Genomic DNA, 15,648 nt, shown 5'->3' with positions numbered 1-15,648 from the left:
GCGCACCGGTGCGGCCGCTGCCGGCGCCACCGCGATGCTGGCGCGGCCGCTCACCATCGCCGGGGCTTCGCGCCGCGGGGCCGGCGTGCCCGAGGGCTTGAAGGCCAGCAGGCGCAGCAACACCATCACGAGGCCGCTGTATTCGTCGGGCGCGAGGCCGAGCTCGGCGCGGCCATGCAGCACGATGCTGTAGAGCAGCTGCGTCTCGTCCGGCGCCAGCAGGCCGGCCAGGCGCTGGACGGCCGGCGTGTCGGGGTCGTTCTCGTCCGCCGCGGCCGGCACGGCCTGCAGCACCGCCATCTGCTGCAACAGCGTGGCCATCTCTTCGAGCGTGCCGCTGCACGACAGACCGAGCGCACGCAGGCCATCGACCGTCGCGACCACCTCGGCGCCATCGCCGGCGGCCAGCGCCTCGACCAGCCGCACCGCGTGGCTGCGGTCGACCGCGCCCAGCATCTGGCGCACGCCGGCTTCCGACAGGCTGCCGGCCCCGAAGGCGATGGCCTGGTCGGTGAGCGACAGCGCATCGCGCATCGAGCCGCGCGCCGCGCGCGCCAGCAGGCGCAGTGCACCGGGCTCGGCCTCGATCTGCTCCAGGCCCAGCACGCTGGCCAGGTGCTCCTGCACCGTCTGCGGCGCCATCGGCCGCAGGTTGAACTGCAGGCAGCGCGACAGCACGGTGGGCGGCACCTTCTGCGGATCGGTGGTGGCGAGCACGAATTTCAGGTAATCGGGCGGCTCTTCGAGCGTCTTCAGCATCGCGTTGAACGCGGTGTTCGACAGCATGTGCACTTCGTCGATCATGTAGACCTTGAAGCGGCCGACCACCGGCTTGTAGACGGCCTGGTCGAGCAGCTGCGAGATTTCTTCGACGCCGCGGTTGGAGGCCGCGTCGAGCTCGACGTAGTCGACGAAGCGGCCGCTGTCGATGTCGCGGCAGGCATCGCACACGCCGCAGGGGTGGGCGGTGATGGTGCCCTGCCCGTCGGCGCCGGTGCAGTTGAGCGACTTGGCGAGGATGCGCGAGACGGTGGTCTTGCCGACGCCGCGCGTGCCGGTGAAGAGGTAGGCGTGGTGCAGCCGCTGCTGCGTCAGCGCGTTGGCCAGCGCCTGCACGACGTGCTCCTGGCCGACCAGGCCTTCGAAGTCGCGCGGGCGGTATTTGCGGGCCAGGACGAGATAGGACATGGGGTCATTCTACGGGGGCCGGTGGTACCCGATAATCGCGGTTTCGGCCTGCGTGCAGGCCTGGCCCGACGTCCGACTTTGCTGCCCGCCCGATGAAACCGACCCCTGCCTCCCCCGACACGCTCAGCTACGAACAGGCCGGCGTCAACTACGACCTGATCGACCCGCTGAAGGTGGCCGCGCAGCGGGCCGCGAAGGCGACCGGCGCCCACCTGGGCGCGCACGGTTTCAGCGAGGTGGCGGCCTCGCGCGGCGAATCGGCCTACGTGGTGGACGTGGGGCCGTTCTACCTGGCGTCCATCGTCGAATGCCTGGGCTCGAAGGCGCTGGTGGCCGACGAGATGAAGGCGCTGACCGGCAAGAGCTACTACGCCGGCATCGCGCAGGACACGATCGCGATGGCGATCAACGACCTGATCACCGTCGGCGCGACGCCGCTGGTGGTGCAGGCCTACTGGGCCGCGGGCGGGTCCGACTGGTTCTCGGATGCACAGCGCGCGCAGGCCCTGGTGGAAGGCTGGAAGGCCGCCTGCGACACCTGCAAGGTGGCCTGGGGCGGCGGCGAGACGCCGGCGCTGGCGGGCATCGTGGCCGAGGGCCGCATCGACCTGGCCGCGAGCTGCACCGGGCTGATCAACCCGAAGGAGCGGCTGTCGGTGGGCGACCAGCTCGGGCCGGGCGACGTGATCGTGCTGCTGGCCTCGAGCGGCATCCATGCGAACGGGCTGAGCCTGGCGCGCAAGCTGGTGGAGCGCCTGCCCGAGGGCTACCTCACCGAGGTGTCGCCGGGCCTGAGCTACGGCGAGGCGCTGCTGGCGCCGACGGTGCTGTATTCACCGGTCACCGAGGCGCTGTATGCGGCCGGCATCAAGCCGCACTACTGCGCCAACATCACCGGCCATGGCTGGCGCAAGCTGCTGCGGCACCCGGCCGAGCACACCTACCGCATCCACACGGTGCCCGAGGTGACGCCGGTGCTGAAGTTCATCCAGCAGCATGCGCAGCAGGACGATCAAGAGGCCTACAGCACGCTGAACATGGGCGCGGGGTTCGCGCTGTTCGTGAAGGCCGAGGATGCGCACCGCACCGTCGAGGTCGCGCAGGCGCAGGGCGTGAAGGCGTTGATCGCCGGGCGCATCGAGGCCGGCCCGAAGCGGCTGCTGATCGAGCCGCTGAACATCGAATTCGGCGACGATTCTTTGCAGCTGCGCTGAGAAGGCCATTGCCCGTCGCCTACAATCCGCCGCGACGGGCCTCCCCGCATGGAAGCACGGCCAACCGGGTCAGGTCGGGAACGAAGCAGCCCTAACTGTCGCGACCAGTGCCGGGGGTAAGGCTCGTCACCTCTCATCTCTCTGCACCGCCAAGATGAGACTGGCCGACATCATCGCAAACCTGGAAGCCACCGACGATTCGCTTTGCATCATCGCGCGTCGCCCATGGACCGCTGACTCCGAGGCCAAGCTGGTCGCATTCACCGACGACTACCGTGTGCCCGAGGATGCCCTGCTCGAAGGCTACGAATACTTCCTTGGCGTGAATACGGCGCTTGAGGACGTCGTGGGGGATCTTCGAAGTCGACTTTCCGCCGCCCAGCGACTGGACGCTTGCATCCACTACGCAGAGTACGACGCCTACCCGGCGTGGTTGGACGAATTCGCCAGCACCCAGCGTTCACCCGGCATGTAGCTTTTGCCGGTGACGCCACCGTGGCCAATCCTTGTGTCGGCGAGGCGCTTGCAGTCGAATGCCCTGAAGTCGGCACAGGGCCCGGCCAAGGGGAGATGCGATGAGAACGCGATACCTGCCGGGTGCGGTGCTGGGCCTGTGCATGCACGTCAGCGTGCAGGCCGCCTACGGTTCGCTCGATTTCAAGATCGATTCGCTGACGCCGATGGGCGACAACGCGACCACGCCCACGCCGGCGGGCTACTGGTCCGGCAACACCTGGGTGTTCGGTTCGTTGAACACCCAGGCGAGTCCGACGGACTCCGGCAACCTGCAGTTGTTCTCCCCCAGCACGCCAGGCATCGGCAACCTGAATGGCGCACCGTTCGGCAACTTCGACGCGGCGATCCCCGCCGCGCCGGGCCACGGCGTCAGCACCAGTTCGTACCTTCACCCGGGCAACTTCGGCGGGGCGTGGCAGACCGGCGCCGCCACCGAGTACGCCTTCGCCGGCTGGAGCTGGTCGCGCCCCTTCGTGCTGAACCCCAGCGCATCCCTCACGCTCGCCGGGACGGTCAGCTACACGTCGTCGGACGGCGTGCTGCAGGCCCAGCCGAGCTACACCGAAGGCAGCGGCTACCAGGACCCGGGGCAGCCGCCGTACAACCAGGGCTACCTGTCGTACTGGCTCAAGGACACCGACGCCAATCCAAACAACAACCAGCACTTCGCGGTCACGCTGCAGGGCCAGCTGACCAGCGCCGACCCGAACGTTCCGGGATCGCCCGCGTTGCCGTACGTGCCCAGCGGCGATGATTTCGACTACAGCGTCGACTCGTTCGGTCACCTGTCGATGACCATCTCCAACCACACCGCCGGCAACCTGTTCGGGTGGTTGAACCTCGGGGCCTACATCGGATCACCCCAGGTGCCGGCGATCCCGGAGCCCGTCACCTGGATGGCGATGCTGCTGGGCCTGGGCCTCGTCACTTTCCGCCGAAGTCGGCAGCCATCCCCTTGATGATGGTGTCCCGGAGGTTGTTCACGTAAGACTCGGCGAACGCATCGCGGCGCGCCGGCTCGGAGGCGTTCTCGGCGATCACCGCATCGCGCACGGCCTTGCGCTGGGCCACGCACTGGCCTTCGGCCGACGTCGCCGCCTGCTCGGCCGCGCCGGCCTTGCCGCTGCTCTTCAGCGACCCCATGGCGACCCAGGCACAGGTCCGGTAGCTCTCCACCGCGACGCCGGTGGGCGTGCTCTTGGCGGTCAACGGCGGCGGTGCGGCGCAGCCGGTGGACGAGATGATCGCAGTCGTGAGGGCAACGAGCAGCAGGCGCATGGTGCACTTTGAGGAAGCTGGAGATGGCAGCCATTGTGCAAGCATCGATCGCCCGCACCCCGATTTCCCCCACGCTCAGCTATGTTCCCCGCCGTGCCTCCGCCTGATGCCGGGCTTTGCGACAACGGCCTGAGCCGCAGCGACCTGCCTGCCCTGTTCATCTGACGTTCATGTCCCGCAGGCCGGCGGACGATAGAGTCAGGGCATGTTCCGACTGCGCCTGTCGCTCGCCCTCGCCGCCCTCGTCGCCCTGGTCTGCATCCAGGCCGGTTTCGTCTACTGGGGCGCGAACCGCGTGCACGCCTATGCGCAGCACAGCCGCCTCGCCAGCGACATCCTGTCCGAGCTGCTGGAGCTGTCGGCGAGCAAGCAGCGCCTGCGCGTCTGGGCGTCGCAGCAGCTGATGAGCGCCGAGGCCTCGGTCGAGGTGCGCGACCGCCTGCTGGCGCGCATGCAGGCCAGCGCGGCCAACCTGAAGGACCTGGCGGCTCGCGACCTCGAGGTGTGGAACGAGCTCGCGGCGCGCGACGGCATCGCGGTGCCGCCCGACGTGCCGAAACTGGTGGCCGTCGCCGGGCTGCTGGACGACAACATCGCCGCCGTGCAGTCGCGGCTGCTGCAGCTCGCACCGCTCGAACGCGGCGCCGAGTTCAGCGCCGTCTGGAAAGAGCTGAACCAGGTGTTCGACCTGGCGCGCGGCCGCGACCTGCGCGAGCTGGTCGACGGCGCCATCGCGCGCCAGCGCGAGGCGGTGCCCATCGCGCGCGCCGCCACCGAAGGCGGGCTCGACGTGCTGCGCGTGCAGGCCGTCGGCATGGTACTCGTCACGCTGCTCGCGGCCGTCGTGCTGGCGGTGCACCTGGGGCGGCGGCTGCAGCGCCCGCTCGACCGCCTGCTGGCCGGCATCCAGGCGCTGCAGGCCGGTGCGCTGGACCACCGCGTGCCCATCGGTTCGCACGACGAGTTCGACCGCGTCGCCGGACACTTCAACGCGATGGCGGCCGAGCTGCAGCAGCACCGCGGCGATGCCGACGCCGCACGCCGCCGTCTCGAAGACGCCGTGCAGGCGCGCACCCGCGAGCTCAGCTCGGCCCACGACGCGCTGCAACGCGTCGACGCGCGCCGCCGCCAGTTGTTCGCCGACCTGAGCCACGAGCTGCGCACGCCGGCCACCGCGATCCGCGGCGAAGCCGAGATCGCGCTGCGTGGCGTCGACAAGCCGGTCGACGAATACAAGCAGACGCTGTCGCGCATCGTCGGCGGCGTCAAGCAGCTGGCCGGCGTCATCGACGACCTGCTGCTGATCGCCAAGGCCGAGGCCGACCAGCTGTCGATGCGCTTCGATGCGGTCGACCTGCCGGCGCTGCTGGCCGACGCGGCCGAGCAGGCCGAGACGCTCGGCGCCCTGCACGGCGTGAGCGTGCAGCTGCATGCGCCGGCCGATACCGGCGGGCGGCCGGTCAGCGTGCACGCCGATGCCGACCGGCTGCGCCAGGCGGTGATGATCGCGCTCGACAATGCGATACGCTATTCCACCCGAGGCGACGCGGTGCGCCTGGCTTGGCAGGTGCAGCAGGACAAGGTCGACATCATGGTGGTGGACGAAGGCATCGGCATCGACGCCGAAGAATTGCCCGTCGTGTTCCAGCGCTTCGTGCGCGGACGCCGGGCGCGGGCGCACCGGGCCGACGGCACCGGCATCGGCCTGTCGATCGCGCAGGCGATCGTCCAGGCCCATCACGGCGACATCCGCATCGAGAGCGTCGCCCACCAGGGCACCACGCTGCACATCGAACTGCCCTGCCGGCGCGCGGAAGCGACGACATGAACCTGCTGGTGGTCGAGGACGACCCGCGGGTCGCCGATTTCCTGGAGCGTGGACTGCGTGCCGAAGGCTACGGCGTGCAGCTCGCACGCACCGGCCCGGAAGGATTGAGCCTCAGCCGCAGCAGCGAGCCGGCCGTGCTGATCCTCGACCTCATGCTGCCCGGCCTGAGCGGCCTGGAGCTGTGCCAGACGCTGCGCGCCGAGGGCTGCCACGTGCCGGTGCTGATGCTCACCGCGCTGGGCAGCGTCGAGGACAAGGTGAACGGCCTGCGGCTGGGCGCGGACGACTACCTGACCAAGCCCTTCGCCTTCGACGAACTGCTGGCGCGCATCGAGGCGCTGCTGCGCCGTGGCCGCGAACAGCGCCCGCGCGCCAGCACGCTGCAGGTCGCCGACCTGCTGCTCGACCGCGAGCGCATGCAGGCCAGCCGCGCCGGCAAGCCGATCGCGCTGACGGCCAAGGAGCTCGCGTTCCTCGAACTGCTGATGAGCACGCCGGGGCGGCTGTACAGCCGCGAACGCATCCTGTCCAACGTCTGGGGCACGACCGAAGACCCGCTGACCAACGTCGTCGACGTCTATGTGCGCCGCCTGCGCGGCAAGATCGACGAAGGCCACCCGGTGGCGCTGATCAAGACCGTGCGCGGGCTGGGCTACCGGCTGGACGACAGCGCAGGCTGAGCCACGGCCCGGCCCGTTCATCCTGCGTTCATCGAAATGTCAGGCTTTCTTCATCGCCTGTCGCGCCCCCTGTTCATGTCCCCCTCGAACAATGGTTGCACCGGATCCCCGGTGACATCCAACCCTTGACGAGGACTCTTCATGAACCTGCTTCGCGCAGCTTTCCTTCCCGCCGCCACCGTGATCGCCGTGGGCCTGTCGTCGGCCTCCGCCTTTGCGCAAGCGCCCGCCACGGCCACCTGCCAGGCGGTCAACGAGCAACAGGTGGCCGCGCTGTTCGATCGCTGGAACGCATCCCTGGCCACGCTGGACGCGGACAAGGTCGTTGCCAACTACGCGAGCGACGGCGTGCTGCTGGCCACCGTCTCGGACAAGCCGCGCACGAACCCGGCGGAGATCCACGACTACTTCGTCAAGTTCCTGAAGAGCACGCCGCAGGGCAAGATCGACAGCCGCATCGTCAAGATCGGCTGCAACATCGCGCAGGACGTCGGCACCTACACCTTCACGCTGAAGGGCGGCAAGAAGGTGCATGCCCGCTACACCTACGTCTACGAGTTCCAGAACGGCAACTGGCTGATCGCGCACCACCACTCGTCGGCGATGCCGGAGGGTGGTGCGAGCAAGTAAAGACCTCGCCAAGGTGATCACGGTTCCAACCGAACCGTGACACCAGTCAGCGTCCAGATCCGGAACCGGAATCGAGATGTAGCCCACACATCTCGCATTGCGGTTGCCGACAGATTCGCCCCCGTCCATGCCGCCCTGCGCACTCCCGCGCCACAAGCAGTACCAGGCGACTCGACCATGCCCCACCTGAATCTACGCAATCTGAGCAAGCCCGAGCAATCCCATGAGATCGTCGACTTCGTTGGCTCCAATCGGAGTGCTGACCTGCTTGGCCACCCCTGCGAAAGGCGCGATCTGAAGGGGAACAAGATCCTCTTCTTTCGCAAGAACACGCTCTTCAATCGCACGGCACAAGCATGCGGCCTCTTCGAAGCCCAAGAGCGTCGAGCAGCAAAGACACTCAACGAGGCAGGCTTTGACATTGATCCCACCAAAGACAGCTCGTCGCGTGAGGCTTCCATTCACAAGGAGGCAGCCAAGGTTCAGGACAATCGCAATACTCACGTGATCGATGAACGACATGCCAAGTACTCGAAGGGCGAGTTCATCTATGACAACAAAGTCCGTCGGCTCACTCGAGAACTAGATGACAAGTCCGTCGTTGCGAAGTCGTTGCCAAGGAAGAATCAGGATTCTGACCGGGAGATTGCCATCCATCGCGAGTTGTCGGAACACACGAGCAGCGTCATCAAGTACCTTGGCGTCGGCATAGAAGACGACAAGCAACTGCTGCTGATGGAAGATTGCCCCGCTGGCGACCTTGAGCACGTCATCGGCAAGCTGGCCAAGCACCAATGTCGCTTGGCCGCTCAGTTCGCCGGCGACATCAAGATGGGCAACAAGGGGGCAGCGCGTACTGCTCAAGCGGCGATGCTCGAGCTGAAGCGCCTGCTCGCGTACTACGTGATTCGCGCCCTGGCTCGAATCCACGAGAGGGGCTACGTGCACATCGACGTCAAACCACAGAACTTCTTGCTGGGGCCGGACGGTCGGCTCAAAGCAATGGACTTCGGAACGACCGTTCCGGCAGGAACAGTCTTGCACAAGATACCTGACCAGCCACGCTATGCATCTCGGGAACTCATGCAGTTCTCGAAGGCCGTCACGAAGGCCAAAAAAAAACGAAACCGCAGAGAGAAGGAGCTTCTGAAGGAAGCGGGAGGGGCTGCAACTCGCTTGACGAAGAGCGAGAAAACTCGAATCAAGGCGACCGCTTTGCAGGAACATCCAGAACCCGAACTGACGGCGAATTCTTCTACCGACATCTACTCAGCGCACACCGTGATATCGCAGATCTTCAACGGCACCATGGCGTTCGACGCCGAGTGGGACCAGGAAGTCGAGGAGCTCGTCATGGAAAACAAGCGCACCAAGCCAAAGTACGGACGAGCGGAAGATGCGCATGTCCAGGACCTACTCGACCTGATGTCCAACATAGATCCGGATTCCAGGCCGTCCGCCGTTGAACTTCTTGGTCATCCACTCTTTGCCGGATTGGATGATCCCGTCAAGCGCAAGCGAATTCGCCACGAGTTGGTCAAAGCCGTGGCGAAGTGACGGCAATCTTGCCGACGAAGGATCCCGCACACAGCTGGCAAAGATCAGCCGTGGGGATCCTCGCCCTTCGAGTGCGACTTCCCGATCTCCTCGGCTTTCTGCATCTCCTGCTGTTCGCGCTCCGACTTCGGATGCGCCTTGCGCGCGGCCTCGTCGACCTTGCCGGACTCGACGAAGTCGCGCGTCTTCTCGTCGTAGTGGCGCCCGGCCTCGTAGTCGCCCTCGCCCTGCACCTGGCTCAGGTCGGCCTGCGGTGCCGGCTTGCCGGGGGTTTGTTTCGCTTGCTTGCTCATGACGATCTCCATGGGTGGTGCTGGCAGCGCCGGCACGTGCCAGCCCGCCACGCAACCATAGAGAACTGCGCCCATCGCAACCGCCGGGCGCTCACGCGACACCGCGTCGGACGAGCGAGCCAGTCTTCGTAGGAAGACGCTGACCTCGCCCGCCCGCAGGCAGGTCGCGTCAACCGCGAGACGCGGCCTTCATGCGCCAGAACACATACGTTGCCACGTACCCGACCCGTTCCACCTCGTGCGCATTGGCGGCCGCACAGGGCGCCGCCGGCGCGACACCGCCCCCGGTGTCCAGGCGCTGCACGCTGGTCGTCCCGGACAGGGCGCCTTGCCCCTGGCGCGACTTCACCGCCAGCAGCAGCCACGGGATCGAGCCCTTCTCCTGCGCCGGCGCGCTGGCGCTGACCTGGCCGACGATGGTGGCCCCGTCGTCCAGCGTCCACGACGGCCCGGCGAAGTGGTGCCCGATGACCTTGCCCGCAGCATCCGCGAGCGTGGCCTGCGGCGCCTTGAATACCCAGGCCCAGCCACCGGGCGCTTCGGCCTTGCTGCTGCACTCGTAGACCTGCACGCCCGTCGCATGCACCTGCAGGAAGGGCTCCTGCCCCGCCGCCGGCTGCAACGCGACCGGGACATCCGCCGGCACGGCAATCGCCGCCGGTGGGGCCGGCGGCGTCGCGCAACCGGCCAGCAATGCGGCAGCAACAGTGGAGAGAACGGCGATGCCGGTCGTCGTCAGGTTTTCGATCTTCATGGAATGGCCTTTTGAAGGGTGGAGGATGTTCAGCCCCCACTTACGGCGCAGGTCCGGAAACGGACGCACGCCCCAGCCACTCCCGGCCGGCGCCCTCAGCGCGCCTGCTTGAACGCCATCACGGCCTGGTTGCGCAAGGTGCGCAGCAGCGAGAGTTCCCGCTCGCCCAGATCGATGCCGCCGGGCTGGGCCTTGTCGGCATAGATCAGCGCGAACGGGGCGCCCTTCATCAGCAGCGGCAACAGCAGGAAAGCCGGCGCATTCACCTGCTGGCGGTACCACACCGGCAGCCGCGCCGCGATGTTCGGCACCGTCGCGTCCGAGATCAGCGTGTCGGCGCCCTTCAGGCACACCGCGCTGAACAGGTCCGGCGCCGTGCCGGCCGCCGGCTTCAGCGCCACCTTGAACTGCTTGCAGGCCGAGTCCACGTCCTCGCCCATGCCGAAGCGCCCGGTCAGCATCTCGGTCTTCGGGTCGCGCAGGCAGAACACGATGCGCCGGAAGCCCAGCGCGCGCAGCATGGTCTCCAGGATCATGCGCAGCACGTCGTTGAGCTTGAAATCCTCGACCATCGTGTTGGTGATGTCCTGGATGCCCGCACCCAGCATCGCCGCCGCCGCATCCTGGTCGAACGGCTTCGCGGCCGGCGCGTTGTCGACGGTGATCGTCGCCTGCAGCTCGTGCCCGGTCAGGCTGTCCGCGTCCTCGACGATCGTTGCTGCCGTGCCATTGCCGCCCGGTTGCTCCAGCAGCCGTCGCACCGGCGAGCCCGGCTGCACGCTCAGGCTCATCGCCTGGGCCAGCGCCGCCAGCCGCTGCTGCGCCAGCAAGGCCGCCGCCTGCATGTCGCGCGGGCTGATCTCGAGCACCCGCGCATAGCGCTGCGCCACCGCGGCGATCGCGCTGCTCGCGCGGCCCGGCTCGGCCTGCATCAGCGCATCGGTCACGTCGTTCGCCGCCATCGCGATCCAGCGCAGGCGGTCGGCCTTGTCGCACGGCCGCGTCGGCATGTCGCCCACCGGCTTTCGCATGCAGCGCTGCAGGCTGTCCGGCAGCCCCCAGGCCTTGGCGATGCCGACGCCCAGCTCCTCGAAACTCAGGCCCAGCACGCTGATCGACGCCGCGTGCTCGCCCATCACCGAGCCGCCGACGCCCTTGCTGCCGGTCAGCTTGCGCACCTGGCGCGCCTCGTCCGGAAAATAGAACTCGGTCAGCAGCCGCCCCAGGTTCTGGAACATCGCGCCGATGAAGGCCTCTTCGCCCTCGCGCGAGTTCGGCAGCAGCTCGTTGGCCAGCGAGCCGGCCATCAGCGAGCGCAGGAACTCCTCCTTCAGCTGGTTCGCATGCCCCTTGTCGTGCATGTGCTCCAGCAGCACCAGGCTGAGCGCGATGTTGCGGATGCCGGCAAAGCCGATCAGCGCCACCGCGCGCGACACCGTGCTGATGCTGCCACCGCCCGATTGCGAGTAGTGCGCCGTGTTCACCAGCCGCAGCAGCTTGTTGGTCAGCGCCACGTCCTTCAGGATCTCGCTCGACAGGCTGGCCAGGCTCTCGGTCTCGGAGTTCGCCACGCGCTGGATGCGCGCGACCGAATCCGACATCGCCGGGAAATCGCTCTTGTGCCGCATGCGGCGCAGCAGGAACTCGAGCGTGCCACTGCTGGCCGGCGCGGCGAGCGCCGCCGCATCCGGCGTCGCCGGCGCCAGCCAGTCCTGCAAGGCCTTGCGGAACGTCGCGACGTCGGCATGCCGCTGCCCCGGGTCGCGCGCCAGGCTGCGCATCACGATCGCGCGCAGCGCGTCGTCGGCATCGCCGGCGGCGTCCTTCGGCCACACCATGTCTTCGTGCGCCACGCGGTACATCGCGCGGTACGGGTCCTTCTCGACCAGCAGTTGCCGGCCACACAGCATCTCGGCCAGCACCAGCGCGGCCGAGAACAGGTCCATCGCCGGCGCCGCCTTCATCCCGTGCGCCGCCTCGGGCGACATGTAGCCGGGCGTGCCCACCACCTGCTGCACGTGCTGCGCATCCTGCATCCGCGCGGCGATGCCGAAGTCCATCACGCGCGCCCGGCCTTCCGGATCGACCAGGATGTTCGACGGCTTCAGGTCGCGATGGATCACGCCGGCTGCATGGGCCACCGACAGCGCATCCAGCACGCCCAGCATGCGCTCCACCGCCTCGCGCGACGGCAACGCGCCGCGCGCCCGCAGCTGCTCGGCCAGCGTCTGGCCGGGCACGTATTCGAAGACGAGGTAAGGCTGCTGCTCGTGCACGTCGGCCTCGAACACCGGCACGATGTGCGGGTGGTTCAGCCGGCTGACGCTGCGCGCTTCCTGCAGCCAGTAGCCGACGGCCGCGCTGTCGGCGCCGGGGCGCATCAGCTTGACGGCCACCTCGCGCTCCAGGCGCGGGTCGTAGCCCAGCCACACCGTCGCCTGTGCACCCTTGCCGAGCAGGCGGCGCAGTTCGAAACGACCGAGGGTGGCGGGGCGCATGGCCGTGGCGGCAGCAGCGGGCATCGAGGGCGGGATGCGGTTTCAGCGCGTCACTGCGGACGCGAACGCGAAGCGGCCAGGCCGCGCAAACCACCTTCGGGCAGCGGCGATTCCTCGGGGCCGGCGCGGCGCGAGGCCGGCGGCGGGCCGCCATTCATCGCCTGGCGCGCCGTCTGCAGCGCCTCGCCGATGTCGCGCGCGGTGACTTCCAGCGGCCGCGCATAGCGCTGCGCCACCGCGGCCAGCCCGGCGGCCACGCGCGCCGGCGGCTGCAGGGTGATCACGTCGACCGCCTCGTTGGCGGCACTGGCGGCAATGCGCAGCACGTCGCCGTCGCTGTCGGGCGTGCGCACCGGGCGGCCCGGCGCCAGGCGGCGGATCATGTGCAGCACCTCGTCGTTCAGGCCCCAGTGGCGCGCCACCGCGGCACCCAGCAGTTCGCTGTCGACGCCCAGCACGGCGAACGAGGCACCCTCCTCGGACATGCCCGGCTGCTCGGCCTCGCCCGGCTCGGTGGGCGGCAGCGGCAGCATCAGCTGGCGGATCTGCTCGGCCTCTTCCGGAAAGTGGTACTGCACCATCAGCCTGCCCAGGCTCTGCAGCGTCGCGATCAGGTAGACCACCTCGGGGTCGTAGCCGGCCGGCCGCAGCACCTGCGCGGTGTGGCCGGCCAGGCGCACGCGCTCCATCAGTTTCTGCAGCGCGGCGGCATGCGGCTCGGACAGCGGGCCGGGCCAGGCGCGCAGCACCGAGGCGGCACTGCGCACGCCCTTCAGCCCGACCAGCGCCACCGCGCGGCGGATGGTCAGCACCGGGCCGTTGCCCGAGACCTGCGTGCCCTGCACCTGGGCCGAGTTGACGGTGCGCAGCAGCTCGAAGCTGAGCGCCATGTCCTGCAGGATCTGCTGCGCGATCTCGTCGGTGCGCTGGCCCTCGGCCATCGCGAGCCGCGCGACGCGCTGCGCCACGCCCGGCGCGGCCGGCAGGTGGCCGATGCTGCGCATGCGGTCGATCAGCAATGCGATCGCGCCGCCGCTGTCCTGTGCATCGGCTTCGCGCCAGCCCGTCAGCGCGCGCAGCATCGTGCGGGCGCTGTGGTAGCGCTGGCGCTCCTGGCGGTCGGTGGCGCGGTTGGCGATCGCGCGCAGTGCTTCGGGAATGGGTTTCGGGGTGCCCCAGGGCAGCCGGATGATTTCGCGGCCGGTCGGCGGCAGGCGGTCGATGACGCGCGCGGTGTCGGGTTCGTCGAGCGCCGGCTGGCCCACCAGCAGGTGGTGCAGCAGCAGGCCGGCCGCCAGCACGTCGCGCACGGCCGCCTGGCGCGCGGCACGCAGCTGGTTCGGGTCCATCGGCATCGCGCGGTCGTGCGCGCGTTCCGCAGCGCCCGCCTCGGCCTGGCCGGCGACGGCCAGCGCCATCACCCGCACCGTGCCCTGCTCGCTGACCAGCACGTGGTGCAGTTGCAGGTCGCCGTGCCAGGCGCCGGCCTCGTGTGCGAAGGCCAGGCCTTCCAGTGCCTGGATGATCCAGCCGACGGCCTCGTTCGCGCCCAACCCGGGCGAGGCCACCAGCCGTTCGGCCAGCGTCACGCCGAGCGCGCGGTCGACGGCCACGTAGGGCCAGTGGTCCTGCACGCCGACCTCGACCACGTGGGCCAGGTTCGGATGGTCCAGCCGCGCGGCCAGCTTGGCTTCGCGCGTCCAGCCCTCCAGCGCGGCGGCGTCGGCCGGCTGCACGCGCGGCAGCGTCAGCATCACGTCCTGCGCCGCCCGCGGGTCGAAGGCCAGCCAGACCATGCTGCGGTCGCTCTTGCCCAGCAGCTGACGCAGCTGGTAGCGCCCGAACGCACGCGTCGGGTTGGGCTTGGCAGCAGGTGTCTCCGGAACGGACATGGGGCGAGGTCGCAACGTGACGTAGTTGCCCTATTGGACGGCGGAATGCCTCGCGGCGGTGCACAGATGAACCCGGAAAAGCCGTCCCAATTCAGCGCCGGAAGGGGTCAAACCTCGACCTCGACGACCTCGCCGGTTCCGGCGATCAGCGCGCAGCGCACCCGTTCGCCCGGCTGCAGCGCCTGCACCGCATCGCGGTAGCGGCGCATCTGCTGCAGGTAGTCGTCCTGGGCCTGCGGCTTGTGGGCGAGCTTGTAGTCCAGCACCCACCAGACGCGCGCGCCGGCCTCGTCCAGCGCCACCAGGCGGTCGATGCGCAACGGCTGGCCGGCGTGCGCCACCGCCACCTCGTTGCCGGCCCACAGCAGGCCGGCGCGGTCGAAGAAGCGGCGGCCGCTGGCGTGCGCCAGCATCGTGCGCGCCAGGCGCAGCACCTCGCGCGGCGGGCTGTCGAAGGCGACGGCCGCAGCGCCGGCCAGGGTTTCCAGGTCGGCCTCGCCTGCCGCGCCGGTGGCCCATTCGAGCGTGCGGTGCACGGCCTGGCCGAGGCGCGATGCGCGGTCGTCGCGCGCAGGGCCGGCGGGCGGTGCGGGCGGCGGCGCGGCCACCGCCGGCAGCCGCGGCAGGCTGAAATCGCCCTGCCCCGCGGCACCGACGGCGGCGTCGCCCGGCACCCAGGGCTGCGCCAGCGCCTCGACGCGCTGCCACCACGATGCGCCCGGCGCGGCGATGTGCGGCTCGGTGCGGCTGAACACCACCTGCTCGCGGGCGCGCGTCACCGCGACGTACAGGCCGTTCAGCTCCTCGCGGCGCCGCGCTTCCAGCTCCTGCAGCAGGGCCGGCGCGAGCGACGGCGGCACGTCGGCCTCGGAATAGACGAAGGCGCAGCGCGCCGGCCGGTCCAGGTGCACCGGCCAGTCGACCAGGAGGGTCGCGGTCTCGGTGCCGGGGCGTTCGGGTGCGCTGTCCATGATGAAGACGACGCGCGCCTCCAGGCCCTTGGCGCCGTGCACCGTCAGCAGTTGCACCGCGTCGCGCCGGGCCGGCGGCGCCACCTTCAGCGCGCGCCGTTTCAGCGCCCGCACGAAGTTGTACGGCGTCGCATAGCGCGCACCGTCCAGCGTCAGCGCCTGGCCCAGCAGCGCGTCGATCGCGTTCAGCGCGGCGGCGCGCTGCTCGGGCGGCACGACGGCGGCCACGCGCGCGCGGTAGTCACCGTCGGAAACGATGCGGTCGAGCACGTCGTGCGGCGGCAGCGCGCGTGCCGCCTGCTGCCAGGCCGGCAGCAGCTGCCGTGCGCGCTGCAGCGCGGGGCGGCCG

The 15,648-nt window shown here is 69.3% G+C and carries 14 protein-coding genes and 1 other RNA gene; 8 read left to right on the top strand and 7 right to left on the bottom strand.

All coding sequences use genetic code 11. From position 1 onward, the window contains the following. Positions 1-1,188: DNA polymerase III subunit gamma/tau (dnaX, locus tag AC1DYN_RS28325; RefSeq protein WP_477965382.1), on the bottom strand; the 1,188-nt coding region annotated here is incomplete at its 3' end. 92 nt (positions 1,189-1,280) lie between these two features. On the opposite strand from dnaX, the gene AC1DYN_RS28320 reads away from it, so the two are divergent. The 4 genes from AC1DYN_RS28320 (at position 1,281) to AC1DYN_RS28305 (ending at position 3,877) form a co-directional block, all read left to right on the top strand. Then, entirely contained in the window at positions 1,281-2,402 is a 1,122-nt protein-coding gene (locus AC1DYN_RS28320; RefSeq protein WP_477965380.1) for an AIR synthase-related protein, read from the top strand. Positions 2,403-2,435: 33 nt separating this feature from the next. Then, positions 2,436-2,533: signal recognition particle sRNA small type (ffs, locus tag AC1DYN_RS28315), an RNA gene on the top strand. Positions 2,534-2,556: 23 nt separating this feature from the next. Beyond that, on the top strand, positions 2,557-2,877 hold the full coding sequence (locus AC1DYN_RS28310) for a DUF7716 domain-containing protein (RefSeq protein WP_477965378.1): 321 nt from the start codon (positions 2,557-2,559) through the stop codon (positions 2,875-2,877). Between the two features lie 100 nt (positions 2,878-2,977). Beyond that, positions 2,978-3,877, top strand: coding sequence for a PEP-CTERM sorting domain-containing protein (locus AC1DYN_RS28305; protein ID WP_477965376.1), 900 nt, complete (start codon positions 2,978-2,980; stop codon positions 3,875-3,877). On the opposite strand, the gene AC1DYN_RS28300 is transcribed toward AC1DYN_RS28305, so the two are convergent. After that, complete coding sequence (locus AC1DYN_RS28300) at positions 3,843-4,196, bottom strand: hypothetical protein (RefSeq protein ID WP_477965374.1); 354 nt, start codon at positions 4,194-4,196, stop codon at positions 3,843-3,845. The genes AC1DYN_RS28305 and AC1DYN_RS28300 overlap by 35 nt on opposite strands. Before the next feature lie 205 nt (positions 4,197-4,401). Between AC1DYN_RS28300 and AC1DYN_RS28295 the strand changes: the two genes are divergently transcribed. The 4 genes from AC1DYN_RS28295 (at position 4,402) to AC1DYN_RS28280 (ending at position 8,891) form a co-directional block, all read left to right on the top strand. Further along, a complete protein-coding gene (locus AC1DYN_RS28295) occupies positions 4,402-6,024 on the top strand; it encodes a sensor histidine kinase (RefSeq protein ID WP_477965372.1) in 1,623 nt (540 codons plus the stop codon). After that, on the top strand, positions 6,021-6,704 hold the full coding sequence (locus AC1DYN_RS28290; protein ID WP_477965370.1) for a response regulator transcription factor: 684 nt from the start codon (positions 6,021-6,023) through the stop codon (positions 6,702-6,704). Before AC1DYN_RS28295 ends, AC1DYN_RS28290 begins: the two co-directional genes overlap by 4 nt. 141 nt (positions 6,705-6,845) lie before the next feature. Then, positions 6,846-7,334: an SgcJ/EcaC family oxidoreductase gene (locus tag AC1DYN_RS28285; protein ID WP_477965368.1), complete on the top strand. Its 489-nt coding sequence runs from the start codon at positions 6,846-6,848 to the stop codon at positions 7,332-7,334. Positions 7,335-7,511: 177 nt separating this feature from the next. Next, on the top strand, positions 7,512-8,891 hold the full coding sequence (locus AC1DYN_RS28280; RefSeq protein ID WP_477965366.1) for a protein kinase domain-containing protein: 1,380 nt from the start codon (positions 7,512-7,514) through the stop codon (positions 8,889-8,891). A 44-nt stretch (positions 8,892-8,935) separates the two neighbouring features. Here the strand turns inward: AC1DYN_RS28280 and AC1DYN_RS28275 are convergent, their stop codons facing one another. The 5 genes from AC1DYN_RS28275 to AC1DYN_RS28255 form a co-directional block, all read right to left on the bottom strand. Further along, positions 8,936-9,184, bottom strand: a complete 249-nt coding sequence (locus tag AC1DYN_RS28275; RefSeq protein ID WP_477965364.1) for a hypothetical protein — start codon at positions 9,182-9,184, stop codon at positions 8,936-8,938. A 169-nt stretch (positions 9,185-9,353) separates the two neighbouring features. Then, entirely contained in the window at positions 9,354-9,938 is a 585-nt protein-coding gene (locus AC1DYN_RS28270; RefSeq protein ID WP_477965362.1) for a DUF3455 domain-containing protein, read from the bottom strand. A 95-nt stretch (positions 9,939-10,033) separates the two neighbouring features. Continuing rightward, positions 10,034-12,436, bottom strand: coding sequence for a protein kinase domain-containing protein (locus AC1DYN_RS28265; RefSeq protein ID WP_477965360.1), 2,403 nt, complete (start codon positions 12,434-12,436; stop codon positions 10,034-10,036). A 50-nt stretch (positions 12,437-12,486) separates the two neighbouring features. Then, the gene (locus AC1DYN_RS28260) at positions 12,487-14,328 is read right to left on the bottom strand and encodes an HDOD domain-containing protein (RefSeq protein ID WP_477965358.1); all 1,842 of its coding nucleotides are present in this window, start codon (positions 14,326-14,328) and stop codon (positions 12,487-12,489) included. Between the two features lie 107 nt (positions 14,329-14,435). Then, a partial coding sequence (locus tag AC1DYN_RS28255) for a 3'-5' exonuclease (protein WP_477965356.1) occupies positions 14,436-15,648 on the bottom strand: 1,213 nt, incomplete at its 5' end.

This window comes from Rhizobacter sp. P2_D12, assembly GCF_056404395.1.
The sequence above is the reverse complement of the archived record's forward strand: the minus strand, read 5'-3'. Positions and strand labels throughout refer to the sequence as shown.

Bases quoted from the DNA above. Each gene is read 5' to 3' on its own strand.
- AC1DYN_RS28280 (WP_477965366.1), top strand. From the start codon at position 7,512: ATGCCCCACCTGAATCTACGCAATCTGAGCAAGCCCGAGCAATCCCAT.
- AC1DYN_RS28295 (WP_477965372.1), top strand. From the start codon at position 4,402: ATGTTCCGACTGCGCCTGTCGCTCGCCCTCGCCGCCCTCGTCGCCCTG.
- AC1DYN_RS28290 (WP_477965370.1), top strand. From the start codon at position 6,021: ATGAACCTGCTGGTGGTCGAGGACGACCCGCGGGTCGCCGATTTCCTG.
- AC1DYN_RS28310 (WP_477965378.1), top strand. From the start codon at position 2,557: ATGAGACTGGCCGACATCATCGCAAACCTGGAAGCCACCGACGATTCG.
- AC1DYN_RS28260 (WP_477965358.1), bottom strand. From the start codon at position 14,328: ATGTCCGTTCCGGAGACACCTGCTGCCAAGCCCAACCCGACGCGTGCG.
- AC1DYN_RS28300 (WP_477965374.1), bottom strand. From the start codon at position 4,196: ATGCGCCTGCTGCTCGTTGCCCTCACGACTGCGATCATCTCGTCCACC.
- AC1DYN_RS28275 (WP_477965364.1), bottom strand. From the start codon at position 9,184: ATGAGCAAGCAAGCGAAACAAACCCCCGGCAAGCCGGCACCGCAGGCC.
- AC1DYN_RS28285 (WP_477965368.1), top strand. From the start codon at position 6,846: ATGAACCTGCTTCGCGCAGCTTTCCTTCCCGCCGCCACCGTGATCGCC.
- AC1DYN_RS28270 (WP_477965362.1), bottom strand. From the start codon at position 9,938: ATGAAGATCGAAAACCTGACGACGACCGGCATCGCCGTTCTCTCCACT.
- AC1DYN_RS28320 (WP_477965380.1), top strand. From the start codon at position 1,281: ATGAAACCGACCCCTGCCTCCCCCGACACGCTCAGCTACGAACAGGCC.
- AC1DYN_RS28265 (WP_477965360.1), bottom strand. From the start codon at position 12,436: ATGCGCCCCGCCACCCTCGGTCGTTTCGAACTGCGCCGCCTGCTCGGC.
- AC1DYN_RS28305 (WP_477965376.1), top strand. From the start codon at position 2,978: ATGAGAACGCGATACCTGCCGGGTGCGGTGCTGGGCCTGTGCATGCAC.